The sequence below is a fragment of the Kocuria sp. p3-SID1428 genome, from assembly GCF_025149945.1.
Lineage (GTDB): Bacteria > Actinomycetota > Actinomycetes > Actinomycetales > Micrococcaceae > Kocuria.
Map to the genome: position 1 here is coordinate 1 of NZ_JALXVH010000028.1, position 16,197 is coordinate 16,197.

A 16,197-nucleotide genomic window follows, 5' to 3' on the forward strand; every position below is an offset into this window, starting at 1 on the left:
GAACCCGCGACCCAAGGATTATGAGTCCTCTGCTCTGACCAGCTGAGCTACCGCCCCACGTCCGCCTCAGGCCTCAGCACCGCAGTGCAGGCTCATGAGGACGACGGCTCATCAGTCTAGTCGAGGAGACGGGCCGCACCGGCTCAGTCGCCCGGACCGGAATGCGGGGGCGGCGGCACGACCGGGATAGGGCCCGTCCGGGGCCAGGAGCCCAGCAGCAGATCAGGGTCCGCCCCGCGGTAGAGCTGCTCGAAGACATCGATCGTGGCGCAGAAGCTGTGCTCGGCGACGATCCGTCGGCTCGCCGCGCCCATCTCCCGACGCTGCTCCGCGGGCAGCTCGAGCAGCCGCAGCAGGAGCCGCCCGAGCTGCTCGTGATCCCCCGGCGGGAACAGCCACCCGTTCACGCCCTCGTCCACCAGATGAGGCAGAGCGCGGGCGTCGGCCAGCAGCACGGGCGTGGAGGCCGCCATGGCCTCGAGCGAGACCAGCGACTGCAGCTCAGCCGTGCCCGGCTGGCAGAACACGTCGGCGCTCAGATACGCCACCCGCAGCTGCTCGGCAGAGACGAATCCCCGGAACACGGTCCGCTGCGCGATGCCCAGCTGCTGGGCCAGCTTGGCCAGCCGGTCGTACTCGCCGCCCTGGCCCACGATCTCCACGCCCACGTCGCTGCGATCGGCGATGCTCGCCACGGCCCGCAGCAGGACGTCGATGTGCTTCTCCGGGTCCAGGCGCCCCACGAACAGCACGGTCGGGCCCTCACGCGGCGGCAGGACCTCCCCCGGCTTGAGGTCGTACTGCGCGGCGTCGATCCCGTTGGACAGCGCATGCATGGGGAAATCGAAGCCGTTGGCGCGCATGGACTCGACCGCCAGCGGCGTGGGTGCCGTGACGGCGTCGCAGCGGCGGAAGACCGAGGCCATATCCCGCCAGGAGAACCGGCGGTACAGGCGCCGGATCGGATCCGGCAGCGGGAGGTACTGCTCGATGTTCTCCGGGATGAAGTGATTGGTCCCGATCAGTCGGATCCCCCGGGCCTGGGCCTCCTTGGCGAAGTACCGGCCCAGGATGTAGTGGCACTCGATGTGCACCACGTCCGGGCGCAGCTCGTCCATCAGACGGGAGATCTCGCCCCGGACCTCCCAGGGGAAGCACAGGTGGAAGGTGTCGTAGGTGAAGGCGGTGTGCGAGCGGAAGCGGTGCTCGGTGACCGCGCCATCCATCCGCGTCAGGGTCCGGCCCTTGCTGGGGCGCGGTGCGGCGATGTGGACGTCGTGGCCCTTGCCCGCCATGGCCTGCGCCAGCCGGTGGGAGAACTGGGACGAGCCGTTGATGTCCGGCGGATACGTCTCTGCCACCACCAGGACCCGCAGGCGCCCGTCGGCAGGCTCCGGGAGACGGTCCAGAGGGACCTCGGGGAGCATGTAGTCATCCCGGATCACCCCGCGGGGGTCCTGGGGCTGCTGCGGATCTGCCGAGGAGGGGCTCACAGAGAATCGGCTCCAGAGAGGTTGCGAGTGAGGGACGGATCGGCGGCCCGGCGGGCCAGGACTTCGGGGTGGAACTGGGACATGACGAGCACGCCGCTGATCGAGGCCGCCGCGCACGCCATGAGCAGCACGGCAGGGCCCAGGCCGAAGTCCGGTCCGGCCTCGCCGAGCACCGACATGCCGATGATCACTCCCACCATGGGGTCGACCACCGTCAGACCGGCCATCACGAGCTCCGGGGGCCCGCACGCGTAGGCGGACTGCACGAGCCAGCCTCCCACAACCGCGGCCGCCAGCAGGCCGACGACGTTCACCAGGTCGACGCTCTGCCACCAGGGCCCATCCCCGAAGCGCAGCTGCGCGGTGATGACCTTCATCTGCAGAGCCACGAACCCGTAGAGGGCACCGGCCGAGACGAGCAGCATCAGGGCGCGCCCGCGGTGGCGCATGGTGACCAGGCCCAGTCCGATGAGCAGCAGGACCGCCACCAGGATCACGTTCACGACAGTGCCCGCGCTGGGTGTGATGCGCAGCGCCGGATCGGTGAAGCGGACCGCCGTGAGGACGAACAGCGCCGCACCCCCGGCGCACAGCCCGAGCGCCCGCCAGGTCGCGGCGTTGATCCGCAGTCCCGCATGGCGACAGTGCAAGAGCGTGAGCAGGGCCAGGCCCAGCACGCCCACCGGCTGGACGACGCTCACCGGAGCCATGCTCAGCGCCGCCACGTTCAGAGCGGTCCCGAGCCCCAGGCAGCCCAGCCCGGCGGCCCAGCGGGGCGAGCGCAGCAGAGAGACCATGATCGGGAGCGTGATCCTGCCATCGGCGGCGCCGGCCACGACGGCGATCGACTGCAGGTGGGTCCCGAGCGCCATGAAGACCGCTGACAGCACGGCAAGTGCCAGGGCGCACCAGACCATGCAGGAACCTCCAGCCCTCTGCTCGCAGCTTCTGAAGCGACGCCCCTCGCGGGATCGCCGCCGCCCCGGCGGCTGTCGATGCGGGGCGATATCTGCCCGCCAGTGTAGGGAGCTTCTGCGGCGTGGCGGCGGATCCGCACCGTTCGCCCAGCCCCGCATGAGCAGACTCACAGTCGGCTCACGGATGGCCCGACCCCGGACAGGCCGAAGGCCCGGCTCCCACGTGGGAGCCGGGCCTTCAGAAGGACGCTGCTGTCGCCGAACGGCGAGCAGACACTGCTCAGCGGCGGATGAGCCGGATCAGCAGGACCAGGAACGCGGTGCCAGCTGCGGCGGCGACGCCCATGGGGGCAGCGCGGCCTCCCAGCGCCTCGTCCTTGGCAGCCGTCTTGAGGTCGACGCTCGAGGCGGAGCTGCGGGTGCGATCCACGAAGCCCTTGGTCGTGGACTGGACCTTGTTCTTGCGGCCCTCGACATCGTCGCGCAACTCCTTGAGCCGATCGCGGCGGACCTTCAGGCGCTGATGCAGCTGAGCCTCGGTGGGCGCGGGCGGGGCCGTGGCGGCCTCGTCGGCCTTCTTCCGCTTCTCCTCGGCCTTGCGCTCCTTGGCCTCGGCCTCCTCGCGGCGCACGCGGGCCTCTGTGTAGGCCGAGCCCTCCTTGACGACGCCGAGGTCGTACTTCAGGCCGCGGATGGTCTGGACCGGGTTGATCGGCATGGCCTTCTTGATCTGCAGGAAGCCGATCAGACCCAGGATCGCCAGCACCAGCAGGAAGAAGGCCGCCACGATCAGCGCCGAGAGCCACAGGGGCATCACGGTGGCCAGGCCGGCGATCGCCGCTGCGACCAGCGCGATGACCAGCAGAGCGCCGAAGGCCAGCGCGGCGCCGAGCAGCGCGACGCCCTTGCCGAGGCTGACGCCCTTGTCCTTGAGCTCGAGCTTGAGAAGTGCCAGCTCATCCTGGAGCTGACGAGGAAGAAGCTTGCCGAAGACCTTCACGACATCCGCAATGGGTGCCGAACCCGTCTCGGCCGAACGGCCCTGATCAGAGCCCGCCGCGTGGGACATTCCCGCCTCCGTGGAAGTTTTGATGGTTCATGGGCAGTGGCCACTCGGACACCGCAGTGCGCGAACAAGCTATCACCGCTGACAAGCCGGCCGAGTGCGCGGCACGCGACACCCGCCGACATGTCGGCTCACGGTGACGAACGCGCGAAAATCACCCCGAGTTAATGTGCCCGCAACCGAGTCGCCTTGCCCCTCCCTGGGGCGCACTTTAGAGTCAACCGCGTTACTCAACCGTGATCTTCAGTCGCCCTGCGACGCTGAGCATCGGCGGATGTGACACGGAGCCCGTCGGCAGCCGATCGAGCCGATTGCGGACAGGCCCACCGACCACTTCCCTTCGGTCTCCGGACCAGGTCGCACGAGCTCCGGCTCGGATACCGATACCCCCCTCCAGGAAGTCAGCCGCACCTCATGAGATCTCCCCGCACCCTCAGCGTCGCAGCCACCGTCGCAGTCACCGGCGGCACCATCGCAACCCTCGGCGCGGCACCCGCGCAGGCGGCTCCCGAGTCGGACTGGGACGCGCTTGCTCAGTGCGAGTCCAGCGGCAACTGGGCCATCGACTCGGGCAACGGCTTCTACGGCGGCCTGCAGTTCACCCAGTCCACCTGGGCCGCCTTCGGCGGCACCGGCCAGCCGCAGGACGCCAGCCGCGAGCAGCAGATCGCCGTGGCCGAGAACGTCCTGGCCGGTCAGGGCTGGGGCGCGTGGCCGGCCTGCTCCGCCCGCCTGGGCCTGAGCAGCACTGCCGAGACGGTTGCCGATCCCATGGCCGCAGGCCCCGCCTCGGCAGTCCCGGACGCGGCCAGCACTCCGGTCACGACACAGTCCGTGGGCCCCCGCCCGGTCGGCCCCATCGACTTCAGCGACGTCAACGAGGCCTACTGGGCCTCCAAGGACATCGAGTGGGCCTCCGCGACCGGCGTCGTCGTCGGCCACGATGACGGCTCCTACCGCCCGGAGACCGACGTCACCCGCGCGGATTTCCTCACCATGCTCTACCGCCTGGCAGGTCAGCCCGAGGTCGACCTCAGCGTCCTCGAGGGCCACACGGACGGCGCCGGCCACCACCAGGAGCGCGCTCTGGCATGGGCCGTCGACGAGGGCCTGATCAACGGCTGGGGCGACGGCACCCTGCGCCCGGACGCCCCGGTGGATTCCACCGCCCTGGGCATGATCCTGCACCGTGCAGCCGGCTCCCCGGCGCACACGGCCCCGGCCACGAGCCGGTTCCACGACGTCTCCGCCGCACAGGCCGGATACACCGAGCTGGACTGGCTGCACGACGAGGACGTCCTGCCGGACACCGACGGCGTGCTGGGCGTCGGCGACGGCATCACCCGCGCCGAGGCCGCCTCCGTGCTCAACGCGGCCGTCTCCGCCGGCATCGTCGCCGACGACACCGCACAGACTCCCTGGGCCTCCGCGAGCGCCTCGGCGAACACCGCCTCGGGCTCCGGCTACGCGACCTCGCCGCAGGCGCAGGCGCAGGAGCAGGCACAGGTCGCCTCGAACGGCGACACCATGGGCCTCAGCGTCCAGTCGGTGACCGACGGCGCCTCGAGCGCCGATGGCCGAGCCATCGTCGAGACCTCCATGCGGGGCCTGGGCGGCAACTACGTCTGGGGCGGCACCGCGTACAAGAACTGGGACTGCTCCGGCTTCACCCAGTGGGTGTACGCCCAGAACGGGATCTCCATCCCCCGCGTGACCTGGCAGCAGTTCGGCGCCGCGCAGAAGACCTCGAACCCGCAGGTCGGCGATCTGGTCTCCCAGAACAACGGCTCCCACGTGGGCATCTACCTGGGCGACGGCCTCATGATCTCGGCACTGAACCCCCAGCAGGGCACGCTGGTGCACTCGGTGGACGCCATGAAGCTGGACGGCTTCTACACCGTCCTCTGATCCGCCGGCTCGAAGGGCCCGGTCCATCCGCTGACCAGCGGACGGGCCGGGCCCTTCGGTCTGTGCGGGCTCGGCCTTCGCTGCGCCGTCGCAGCGGGCCGGCGGTACAGCTTCCTCCGCCTGCAGCCGCCGCCATGGGCGCCGGCTGACGCCCAGCAGCCCGCGGGGACGTATTCTGTCCAGGACACCCGCAGCACCCCCTAGACACGCAGGAACAACCACTGTGCCTCAGCCCCACGCCTCCGCCGGATCGACCGAGGATCACCCCCGCACGCCCTGGGCGCGTCGCAGCGCCGCAGCGCTCGGCTGGGTGATCGGCTTCGCCGTCGCCATCGGGCTGGTGGTCGCCGCCGTGCTGATCCCCACGTCCTTCCTGGTCGATACGGCCACGGACGACGACAGCGCCTCGGACGATGCCTCCGGTATGACCGAGGAGACCGAGCTGCCGGAGGAGTCCATGCAGAAGGTCACCCTGCAGGCCGAGGCCAGCTCGGGCGGGTCGGTCGAGTGGGAGATCGACGGCACGGTCGAATCCGAGGACTTCAGCGACAGCTGGTCAAAGCAGATCGAGATCCCCTCGGGCAGCTGGCCGCGCGTCGTGGTCACGGGCAACACCGACGACAGCGATCTGTCGCTCAAGTGCGCGATCAAGCTCGACGACGAGGTCATCTTCGAGCACACCGGCACCGATTCCACCAAGACGGCCTCCTGCAGCGTCTTCGTCTGAAGCCCGTCCAGCAGATCACTGCGCTGGGCGACCGAGGCCCCGCTCCAGCGCATCGGTGATCTGGCGATCCAGCGGCACGGGTCGGCCGTCGAGCTCGATCACCGGCACAGCGCGCCGCCCGCTCGAGAGCAGCCACAGGCCGTCGCACTCCGACAGCTCGGCAGCCGGAAGTGCACGAGCCTCCAACGGCATCCCCAGCTCCCCCAGCACGGCTGAGGCGCGGGCCACCGTGGTCCCCTGCAGGATCCCGTGCTCCTGCGGCGGGGTGATCATGCGTCGGCCCCGACGCACCAGCACAGAGGCGGTCGTGGCCTCGAGCACGAAGCCGTCAGTGCTCACGAACACGGCATCATCCGCCCCGCGTCGCCGCGCCTCCCGAGCTGCCGCCGCGTGGATCGCATAGGACAGCGTCTTCACGCCGGTGAGCAGCCAGGGGGCCTCTAGTCCAGCATCCGAGCGCATGCCGCGATCGAGCAGGACCACTCGCACTCCGTCGCGGCGCTGGTCGGACAGATCCGCAGCAGGGGCGGCAGTGACCCAGGCCGTGGGCTCGGAGGCGCCCTCCGGGCCGCGGGTCACCACGATCCGCACGGTCGTCTCCCCCGCTCCGGCCGTTTCGAGGGCGCGGCGCACACCTGCCTCCACGACGGCGCCCGAGATCTCCGGCAGCTCCAGGCGCTCGGCAGAGCGGGCCAGGCGCTGCAGATGCGCCGGCAGATCCACGGGGTCTGCGTCGTAGGCCGTGAGGGATTCGAACACGCCGTCGCCGCGGGAGACGCCGCGGTCCTCGACCCGCAGGGCCGGTGCCTCAGCGGGCAGCGGATGGAGGCACTCGCTCACGGGACGCCCTGCCGCCGCGCGGGCGCTCACGGGGTGCAGGACGACCAGCGCCTCGATCGGGCTCATGCTGCGCCTCTCGACTGCGGGACTGACGGGGTGATCAGCCCCACGCTACCGCGCGGCGTCCGAGTCAGGTCGCATACTGGGGAGCCGACGGCGATGTTCGGGCCACGGGCCCGAACACCCTGCCGAGCCATCAGATCTCACCGACCGCCTTCTGCGAAGGAGCGCCATGTCCCCGCTGTCCGCCTTCCGCCGCCGCATCCCGGCGTCCGACGGGATGTCCTGGCCGCACGTCGTGATCATCGGCGGCGGGTTCGCCGGAGCCAATGCCGCGCTCGAGCTGCGGGATGCGCGCGTTCGCGTGACCCTGATCGATCGCAACATCTACAAGACGTTCCAGCCCCTGCTGTACCAGGTGGCCACCGGCGGCCTGAACCCCGGCGACGTCACCATGGTGCTGCGCGGGCTGTCACGGAAGGCCCCCAACCTCCGCGTGCGCCAGGGCGACGTGGTGGGCGTGGATCCGCAGCGCCGCATCGTGTCCGTCGAGGAAGGCGGTGCGCAGACGCAGCAGATCTCCTTCGACCACCTGATCATTGCCAACGGCATCTCGGCGAACTACTTCGGCACCACGGGGGCACGACGCCACGCCATGCCCATGTACACCCGCCAGGACGCCACGGCCATCCGCGATCGGATCTTCGCAGAGCTCGAGCGCTCGACCCGCTCCGATCCCGATGACTTCCTGCACGTCTCGATCGTCGGCGGCGGAGCCACGGGCATGGAGGTCGCCGGTGCCCTGGCCGACTTCCGCCGCGACGAGCTGACGACCATGTACCCGGAGCTCGACGAGCGCGTCCTGCAGATCCGGATCCTGCAGCGCGGCAAGGACATCCTCAAGCAGTTCGAGGACCAGAAGCTGCGCGACTACGCGGCCGACGAGCTGCGCGAGCGAGGCGTGGAGCTCAGCACCGGCCAGGGGGTCAAGGCCGTCGGCTACGACTTCGTGGTGCTGGCCGATGACACCGTGCTGGAATCGGACATCACGATCTGGGCCGCCGGCACCGGCCCGGAGAAGCGGGTCTCCGAATGGGGCCTGCCCGTCACGGGCCGCGGTGCGCTCGCCGTCGAAGAGACCCTGCAGGTCAAGGGCCATCCGGGCATCTACGCCGCAGGAGACATCGCTTCGCTCGACGAGCCCCTGGCCCAGCTCGCACAGCCGGCCATCCAGACCGGCGTCCATGCTGCGCGCATGGTCCGCGCCGAGGTCGAGGGCCAGCCGCTGCGGCCGTTCCACTACACCAACCTGGGCGAGGCGGCCACGATCGGGCGACGCGCTGCGATCGTGGTCGCCCCCGGCGAGGTCGCGATCACCGGCACCGCCGGATGGTTCGCCTGGCTGGGGATCCACGTCATGAAGCTCATGGGGGGACGCAATCGCCGCGCCGTGACCATGAACCTGATCTCCCTCTACGCCGCCCGCAGCCGGCACCAGCCGAATCCGGTCACCGGCAACGTCGATTCCATGCGCGCCGCCGCGGAGTTCACCGAGCAGTCGAACAGGCGGAGGTTCGGGCCCGGACACCAGGGCTGAGTCACCCGGGAAGAGCGCAGCCCCCGCGACATAGGCGTCGCGGGGGCTGCGTCTGCACTGAGCGCGGTGAGGATCAGTCCTCAGCCTCCGGCAGCTCCGGCAGGACATCGGGGTTGTCGTCGATCCACTGCTGGACCGCCTCGGCCTCCTCGCCCTCGTCGTACTCGTTGACGACCAGGTTCTCGAGCTCACCGTACTGCTCGTCGGTGAGCTTGACCTCGGAGATCCACTCGGCGGCCTCCGGGAAGTCCTCGGCGAAGCCCTCCGCGCCCAGGAAGTGCAGGCTCTCCGGATCCGGGTAGGCCCCGCGCGGATCCTCGAGCGCCTTCACGGGGTAGGTGGTATTGGCCCAGAACGGAGTCCAGAGGGTGACCAGCACATCCTCCTCGTTCTCCGTCTTGTTCTTCAGCTCGGTGAGCATGGAGGTGGTGGAGGACGTGCTCAGCTCGTACTCCCCGTCCAAGCCGTACTCGGGCATGACGGAGTCCTGGGTGTTCGCGGTCAGACCCGCCCCGGGCTCGATCCCGTAGATGGTGCCGCCGAAGCGATCGCCCTGGCCCACCAGGTCCTCGATGGAGTTGATGTCCTCCATGTAGGTGGGCACCGAGAGGTTCAGTGTCGCGTTGTCGTAGTACGCACCGACGTCCTCGAAGCCGCCCTCGTACTCCGCGGCGTATTCCTTGTGCGTCTCCTCCGGCCAGGCCGAGGGGTACATGTCGATGTCGCCGTTGTCGAGGCCGGCGTAGATCACGGCGGCGTCGTTGAGCTCCTCGTGCTCGACCTCGTAGCCCATCTCCTCGAGCTGGTTCTCCATCAGGTAGGCCATGGACAGCCCATCCGACCACGACGGCAGGTAGCCCATGGTGATGGTCTTGCCCTCTCCGGGGCCGCCGCCGCTGCCGCCGCCGTCCTCGTCGCCGCCGTAGTTCGAGCAGCCGGTCAGGCCGAGGCCGACGATGCCTGCGGTGAGCAGTGCTGTGGTCCTGCGATTCATGTTCATGGGAGGGTTCCTTTCCTGTGGGACACCCGGACGGTCCGGGCTGGTGGGGGTCTTGGCGTGCGGGCGGCTCAGCGTCCGCGCCGGGAGCGCACGAGCGAGAGCAGCGAGCCCTTCTGGCCCCGCAGGTCGCCCAGCGCCCCGGTCATGCGGTCGAGGTAGATGGCCAGGAACACGACGGCCAGGCCGGCCTCCACGCCCTGCGCGAGGTTCAGCGTGGAGATCGCCGAGGTGACCTCCTTGCCCAGGCCGTCGGCGCCCACCATGCCCGCGATGACGGCCATGGACAGGGCGAGCATGATGACCTGGTTGATGCCGGCCATGATGGTCGGCACGGCCAGCGGCAGCTGGATGCCGCGCAGCACCTGCCAGGAGCTGGCGCCGAAGGCCTCTCCGGCCTCCACGGTCTCCGCATCGACCTGCCGGATGCCCAGCTCGGTCATACGCACCCCGGGAGGCAGCGAGAAGATGAAGGTGGCGAACAGCCCCGGCACCACGCCGATTGAGAAGAAGGTCACGGCCGGGATCAGGTAGACGAAGGCCGGCATGGTCTGCATGAAGTCCATGATCGGGCGGACGATCGCGCTGACCGTCGGGGACTTCGCGGCCCAGGTCCCCAGCGGCAGGGCCACGACCACCGCCAGCAGCGCGGCCACCAGGACGAGGGCCATGGTCTGCAGCAGTGTCACGAACTGCCCCATCATCATGGCGATCGCCAGCATGACCACGGTGCCCAGCGCCAGCCGCCAGGAGCGGATGCCCCAGGCCAGCAGCGCCAGCACGGCGATCACCAGCAGCGGGTGGAAGGCGAGCAGGAGGCTCGTCAGATTGCCCACGAGCAGCTCGACGAGGGCGCTGAAGGCGTCGAAGAGCCAGGACGCGTTCTCGGTCAGCCAGTCGATGCCCGACTCGGCCCAGGTGCCGATGGGCAGGTCGGGGATGCTCTCAGGATTCACGGACGCCGCCCTCCTTCGTCATATTCGTCGTGGTGGTCTCAGTCACGGCCTCCGGGGAGCTGTCGTCCCACGGAGCCCCGGTGCCCGGCTCGGTGTTGTTGGCCAGGTGATGGACCGCGTCGTCGTCGGAGGAGCCCACCGCGGACATCAGGGTCACGCGCGGGATCACGCCCAGGAAGCGTCCGTCGTCGTCCACCACCACGTGCGGCACGGGGTTCTCGGCCGAGGTGGCGAACAGCTGGGAGATCAGGACGTCGCGATGCACCGTGGGCAGCTCGTACTGATCGGACCACGGCAGCTCGGAGCTCTCCTCGCGCACGGCGCGGGCGATGTCGTCCTCCCAGAGCACGCCGCGCGGAGTGCGGTCGTCGTTGAGCACCAGCAGCCAGCTGCTCTGGTTCTCGCGCACCAGACGGTGCGCCGTCTTGGGCCCCTGGCTGGGCCCGAGGACCGACGGCGGCTGCTCCATGATCGCCTCGGCGCTCAGGACGCGCGTGCGGTCCACGTCCTGCACGAAGGCCGAGACGTAGTCATTGGCGGGATCGTTGAGGATCTCCTCGGAGGTGCCGATCTGCACGATCCGTCCGTCGCGCATGATCGCGATCCGGTCGCCCAGGCGCATGGCCTCGTTGAGGTCATGGGTGATGAACAGGATCGTCTTGTGCAGCTTGCGCTGCAGCTCCACGAGCTGATCCTGCATGTCCCTGCGGATCAGCGGGTCCAGGGCGGAGAAGGCCTCGTCCATGAGCAGGACCTCGGTGTCGGCGGCCAGCGCTCGGGCCAGGCCGACGCGCTGGCGCATGCCGCCCGAGAGCTGATGCGGATAGGACGAGCCCCATCCCTCCAAGCCGACCATGGCCAACGCCTCCTCGGCCTTGGCCCCGCGCTGCTTCTCCGGCACGCCCTTGATCTCGAGGCCGTAGGCGGCGTTCTGCCCGACCGTGCGGTGCGGAAGCAGGGCGAAGTTCTGGAACACCATGGAGATCTTGTCGCGGCGCACGCGGCGCAGCTGCTCCTTGGACATGCCGGTGATGGACTCGCCGTCGATGCTCAGGTCCCCGGCCGTGGCGTCGTAGAGTCCGTTGACCATGCGGATCAGCGTGGACTTGCCGGAGCCGGACAGGCCCATCACGACGAAGATCTCGCCGCGGCGGACCTCGAAATCGGCATCGATCACGGCGGCGGTGCTGCCCTGCTCGCGCAGGCTCTGACGATCTGCTCCGTTCTCCAGCTGCTCGACGGCCCGGTGCGGGCGCGGCCCGAACACCTTGTACAGACCGGAGGCTGCGATGACTGACATAGGCGCTCCTTGCATGCGCGCAGGCTGAGCTGCGACCGAGCCGCCTGCCCGGCCTTCGCTCAGCGCTGTCTGCGCATTCTCCGTGCGGATTCTGAGGACAATCCCTGTCGACGTTAATCAGCGATCCGGGTGATCCCAAGGAGGAAGGACTCGGCGCACGGGCCTCACGGAGCTCAGGAGCGCGGCCCGCAGAGCCGCCTGATCTGGGGTGATGACGCCAATGAGGCGACGATCACCGCGTTCAGAAGATCGTCGGCATGCGATGCCGATCCTGATTCATATTTCCTGATGACTGGATTCAGCCAGATTCCGGCGCTATTATGCGCGCCCCTAGCGGTTCGGGCGGATGTCGCCGAGGGTCGGCTCAAGCCAGCACTCTCAGCCCGAGACGCGCCCGAAGGCCTCCTGCACACCCCACTGCGCGCGCAGCCGCTCGAGCAGCCCGCGGCGCACGGTCGGCCACTCCGCGGCGGTGATCGAGAAGACGACCGTGTCGCGCAGCGAGCCGTCGTCCATGAGCTGGTGGCTGCGAAGCACCCCGTCCTGCTTGGCCCCCAGTGCCGCGATCGCGGCCCGGGACTGGCGGTTGTGCCAGTGCGTGCGGAACTCGACGGCGATGCACTCCAGGTCCTCGAAGGCCCGGGCCAGCATCAGCAGCTTGATCTGAGGGTTGACCCCTGTCCCCTGCACGCTGCGGGCCAGCCAGGTGGAGCCGATCTCCAGGCGCCGATGCTCGGACTCGATGTGCATGAACGTGGTCATCCCGACCGCACGGCCGTCGGCATCGAGCACGGCCCACGGGACCATTGAGCCCGCGGCGTGCTGGCGGTGGCGCAGCGCGATCTCCTCGGCCACGGACGCTGGTTCGGCAGCCGGGATGCGGGTGTACCACAACGACTGCATGCCCTTCTGGCCGGCGGCGGCCGCCAGGTCCTCGGCATGCCCATCGGACAGCGGGACGAGGGAGGCCAGCGGGCCTCGCAGCGCCGGGATGCTCAGGAAGTCGTCCATGGGTGTCAGCTTAGGCCCGGGCGTCGACTTCGCCACGGGGCTGTGGGGCCCTCACCGCTGGAGGTGCTTGGCCCGGGGCTGCTCCGCGCGGTGGCGCACCACCGGCTCGCCGGTCAGCGGGGAGATCCGCACCGGCTTGAATCCGGGCAGCAGCAGTCCTGCCAGCATGGCAGCGGCCAGCGCGATGGCACCGGCCGCGATCGCGGGAACGGCGCCGTTGATGAAGCCGTCCGGGCTCAGCTCGCCGCCTGCGGTCGTGAACACGGACGACAGCGCTGCGATGCCCAGGGCCACGCCGATCTCACGGGCCGTCGAATTCGTCCCGGAGGCCACGGCCTGGTCCTCCAGGGCGATCCCATCCAGCACGGCGAAGGCGATCGGGGCGAACACCAGCCCCATGCCGATCCCCGCGAGCGCGAAGGGCGGCACCAGTCGGATGTACTCGACGTCCGCATCCAGCACGAGCGCGATCCAGACCAGGCTGGCCGTCATGCAGGCCAGCCCGGTCAGCGGCTCGACGACCAGCCGCGCCATGGTCCACGGCATGGTCCGCACACCGGCCTCCAGTGCCGTGGCCCCCTGGGCCACCTGCAGGAACTGGATGAGGATGAACACCGTTCCGAAGATGCCCAGCGAGAACAGCACCCCCACGACGTTCGCCACACGGCTTCTTGAGCATCTACCGCCTGTTGCGCGTTGAGATCGGGCTCTCAGCGCAGCGCACGGAGACGCTGCTGGCACGGGGGATGCTGATCAACACCCTGCTCAACCTGCGGCTGCCGGACCTGGTGGAGGCCGATCAAGATGCCGACACGCTGCTGCGCGGGATCTTCCGGGAGACCTTCGACGACGTCGTCGCCACCGCAGCGCAGCACGCTCCCCTGCCGGAGGCGCACCGCTCGGCCGAGCCCGCTGGCTGAGGCCGGCGGAAGGCGTCTGAGCCCGGGTGGACGGCCAGGGCCCAGATCCTCTCGCCGACCACCCACAGGCCCATGGCGACCATGGCGATACCCGTGATCCGGCTGATGATGCCGGCAGCAGCAGGCTGTTCCGTGAACAGCCCTCGAGCAGCCACGCCCAGGAAGACGTTGAGGACCGGGGCCATCGCAGCCCAGGTCAGCCCGAGCGTCGCCAGCCGCACCCACAGCGGCAAGAAGGCTGCGGCGGAGACGAACCGCGGGAGGAAGCCCACGAAGAACACGAGCGACTTGGCGTTCAGCGGGCCGATCCCCGCAGCCACCACGAAGGCCACCACGACGTAGCCGATGCTGAGCCCGAGGACCGGAGCGGCCGCTACTCATCACACCGTCCGTCAGCAGACCCTGCCCCTCCCCGCTGCCGATCATTCAGTTCCAGATATTGGACCCCGGCGTGTGATCTACGTAACGTTCAAGATATCCCGATGCCTACCGCGTCCTCAGGACCGCAGATCGATCCGATCCGTCCGACGACCGCAGCATCACCCGGCGAGGAAGACAGAGGTGCACTGTGCAGTACCACCATCACGGATACGTCGCCCATGATCCGCTCGTGAAGGAGCCGGCCGGCACAGGAGTCGATCGGCCGACGGACCTGCCGGACACCATGGACGTGCTCATCGTGGGCGCGGGACCGGCCGGAATCATCCAGGCCGCCCAGCTCTCGCGCTACCCCGGCATCAGCACGCGGATCATCGACTCCCGCCCGGGCCGCCTGGAGGTAGGCCGCGCCGACGGACTCTGGGCCCGAAGCAGCGAGACCTTCCAGGCCTACGGCTTCTTCGATCGCATCAACGCCGAGGCGCACCGGCTGGTCGATGTGCACTTCTGGGGGCCCGATCCCGAGGATCCCAGCCGGATCATGCGCGGCGTGCGAGCCGAGGACCCTCCCTCCGGCGTGAGCGAGTTCCCGTTCCTGATCGTCAATCAGGCCCGTGTCATCGACTACTTCGCCGAGTACGCCGAACGGGGCCCGGCCAGGATCACACCCGATTACGGCTACGAGTTCCTGGAGCTGGAGGTGGACGAGTCCCACGAGCATCCGGTCAAGGTGCTGCTGCGCGATCCTCAGGGCCAGGAGCGCACGGTGCGCGCCAAGTACGTCATCGGCAACGACGGCGCCCGCAGCCGAGTGCGCGACTGCACGGACATCGAGGTCGAGAAGGACCCCTCGGCCCACGCCTGGGCCGTGATGGACGTGCTGGCCGAGACCGACTTCCCGGACATCCGCCAGAAGTGCGGGATCCTCTCGGACAAGCACGGCTCGATCCTGCTGATCCCCCGTGAGGGCGGCTTCCTGTTCCGGTTCTACGTGTCCCTGGGCGATATCGACGACAGCAACCGCGAGCAGCTGCGCGCCACGACCGTCGAGGAGGCCGCCGAGCGCGCCAATCAGATCCTGCACCCGTACTCGATCGAGGTGAAGGAGGTGACCTGGTACAGCGTCTACGAGGTGCGCCACACGGTGGCCAAGAAGTTCGACGACGTCCCCGTGGACCGGATCGGCAGCCAGGACCCGCGCGTCTTCATCGCCGGCGACGCCTGCCACACCCACAGCGCCAAGGCCGGCCAGGGCATGAACGTCTCCATGCAGGACGGCTGGAACCTGGCCTGGAAGCTGGGCCAGGTGCTCGAGGGCCGCAGCGATCCCTCGCTGCTGGCCACGTACTCGGCCGAGCGGCAGCAGATCGCCGAGAACCTCATCGCGTTCGACAAGGAATGGTCGTCCATGATGTCCAAGCGCCCGGAGGAGCTCGAGGACCCCGAGGAGATCGGGCGCTTCTACGCCGAGAACGCCGAGTTCCCCAACGGCTTCGCCACGCAGTACCCGGCGTCCTCGATCATCGGCCAGGACACCCACCAGCATCTGGCCGCCGGCTTCCCGATCGGCAAGCGCTTCCACTCCGCGCCCGTGCGCAGGGTGGCCGACACCTCCCCGCGGGAGCTGGGGCACCTGTTCGAGGCCGATGGCCGGTGGCGCCTGTACGCGTTCGCCGACCAGGACGGCTCGGCCGTCCGGGAGCTGGCCGAATGGCTGGAGGGCTCCGAGGACTCGCCCGTGCGCCGCTTCACGCCGCAGGGCTCCGATCTGAACAGCGTGTTCGACGCCAAGGTGATCTACCAGCAGCCGTACACGGAGATCGAGCTGGCCGATGTCCCGTCGCTGTTCCTGCCGAAGGTGGGACCGTACGCGCTCACCGATCGCGAGGAGGTCTTCGCCGCCGATCAGGACGCCGACATCTTCGACCTGCGCCAGGTGGACCGCGCGGGAGCCCTGGTCATCCAGCGCCCGGACATGTACGTGGCCCACGTCCTGCCGCTGAGCGCCCGGGAGGAGATCACCGAGTTCTTCGCGCAGAACATGGTGGTCCCGACCGCCTGACCCCTCACCGAACAGGGAAGCGCCC

14 protein-coding genes are annotated in these 16,197 nt (G+C 69.4%); 5 read left to right on the plus strand and 9 right to left on the minus strand.

The window, feature by feature from the left end; translation table 11 throughout:
• Positions 1–143 precede the first annotated feature (143 nt).
• From M3E84_RS07530 to M3E84_RS07540, 3 genes are all read right to left on the minus strand, one after another.
• Positions 144–1,427: a glycosyltransferase gene (locus tag M3E84_RS07530; protein ID WP_259895618.1), complete on the minus strand. Its 1,284-nt coding sequence runs from the start codon at positions 1,425–1,427 to the stop codon at positions 144–146.
• A gap of 62 nt (positions 1,428–1,489) precedes the next feature.
• Positions 1,490–2,410 (minus strand): hypothetical protein, encoded by a 921-nt coding sequence (locus M3E84_RS07535; protein WP_259895597.1) that lies wholly within the window; start codon positions 2,408–2,410, stop codon positions 1,490–1,492.
• A gap of 280 nt (positions 2,411–2,690) precedes the next feature.
• Positions 2,691–3,479: a phage holin family protein gene (locus M3E84_RS07540; protein ID WP_259895598.1), complete on the minus strand. Its 789-nt coding sequence runs from the start codon at positions 3,477–3,479 to the stop codon at positions 2,691–2,693.
• Positions 3,480–3,890: 411 nt separating this feature from the next.
• Between M3E84_RS07540 and M3E84_RS07550 the strand changes: the two genes are divergently transcribed.
• Together M3E84_RS07550 and M3E84_RS07555 are read left to right on the plus strand one after the other, a co-directional pair.
• Positions 3,891–5,384, plus strand: coding sequence for a transglycosylase family protein (locus tag M3E84_RS07550; RefSeq protein WP_396415586.1), 1,494 nt, complete (start codon positions 3,891–3,893; stop codon positions 5,382–5,384).
• Positions 5,385–5,607: 223 nt separating this feature from the next.
• Entirely contained in the window at positions 5,608–6,111 is a 504-nt protein-coding gene (locus M3E84_RS07555; RefSeq protein WP_259895599.1) for a hypothetical protein, read from the plus strand.
• Positions 6,112–6,126: 15 nt separating this feature from the next.
• Here M3E84_RS07555 and M3E84_RS07560 read toward each other — a convergent pair whose 3' ends face one another.
• Entirely contained in the window at positions 6,127–7,017 is an 891-nt protein-coding gene (locus M3E84_RS07560; RefSeq protein WP_259895600.1) for an aminotransferase class IV, read from the minus strand.
• 166 nt (positions 7,018–7,183) lie between these two features.
• Here M3E84_RS07560 and M3E84_RS07565 point away from each other — a divergent pair, with 166 nt between their 5' ends.
• Positions 7,184–8,548, plus strand: a complete 1,365-nt coding sequence (locus M3E84_RS07565; RefSeq protein ID WP_259895601.1) for an NAD(P)/FAD-dependent oxidoreductase — start codon at positions 7,184–7,186, stop codon at positions 8,546–8,548.
• Positions 8,549–8,621: 73 nt separating this feature from the next.
• Here M3E84_RS07565 and M3E84_RS07570 read toward each other — a convergent pair whose 3' ends face one another.
• From M3E84_RS07570 to M3E84_RS07590, 5 genes are all read right to left on the minus strand, one after another.
• Positions 8,622–9,548 (minus strand): glycine betaine ABC transporter substrate-binding protein, encoded by a 927-nt coding sequence (locus tag M3E84_RS07570; RefSeq protein ID WP_396415588.1) that lies wholly within the window; start codon positions 9,546–9,548, stop codon positions 8,622–8,624.
• 68 nt (positions 9,549–9,616) lie between these two features.
• Positions 9,617–10,501, minus strand: a complete 885-nt coding sequence (locus tag M3E84_RS07575; protein ID WP_259895602.1) for a proline/glycine betaine ABC transporter permease — start codon at positions 10,499–10,501, stop codon at positions 9,617–9,619.
• Positions 10,491–11,801 (minus strand): glycine betaine/L-proline ABC transporter ATP-binding protein, encoded by a 1,311-nt coding sequence (locus M3E84_RS07580; protein WP_259895603.1) that lies wholly within the window; start codon positions 11,799–11,801, stop codon positions 10,491–10,493. The genes M3E84_RS07575 and M3E84_RS07580 overlap by 11 nt, the downstream gene beginning before the upstream one ends.
• Positions 11,802–12,179: 378 nt before the next feature.
• Positions 12,180–12,812, minus strand: coding sequence for a GNAT family N-acetyltransferase (locus M3E84_RS07585; RefSeq protein WP_259895604.1), 633 nt, complete (start codon positions 12,810–12,812; stop codon positions 12,180–12,182).
• Between the two features lie 51 nt (positions 12,813–12,863).
• Positions 12,864–13,475 (minus strand): hypothetical protein, encoded by a 612-nt coding sequence (locus M3E84_RS07590; RefSeq protein ID WP_259895605.1) that lies wholly within the window; start codon positions 13,473–13,475, stop codon positions 12,864–12,866.
• Positions 13,476–13,501: 26 nt separating this feature from the next.
• Between M3E84_RS07590 and M3E84_RS07595 the strand changes: the two genes are divergently transcribed.
• Both M3E84_RS07595 and M3E84_RS07600 read left to right on the plus strand, forming a co-directional pair.
• Positions 13,502–13,732: a hypothetical protein gene (locus M3E84_RS07595; protein ID WP_259895606.1), complete on the plus strand. Its 231-nt coding sequence runs from the start codon at positions 13,502–13,504 to the stop codon at positions 13,730–13,732.
• Between the two features lie 568 nt (positions 13,733–14,300).
• Positions 14,301–16,172: an FAD-dependent monooxygenase gene (locus M3E84_RS07600; protein WP_259895607.1), complete on the plus strand. Its 1,872-nt coding sequence runs from the start codon at positions 14,301–14,303 to the stop codon at positions 16,170–16,172.
• Positions 16,173–16,197 lie beyond the last annotated feature (25 nt).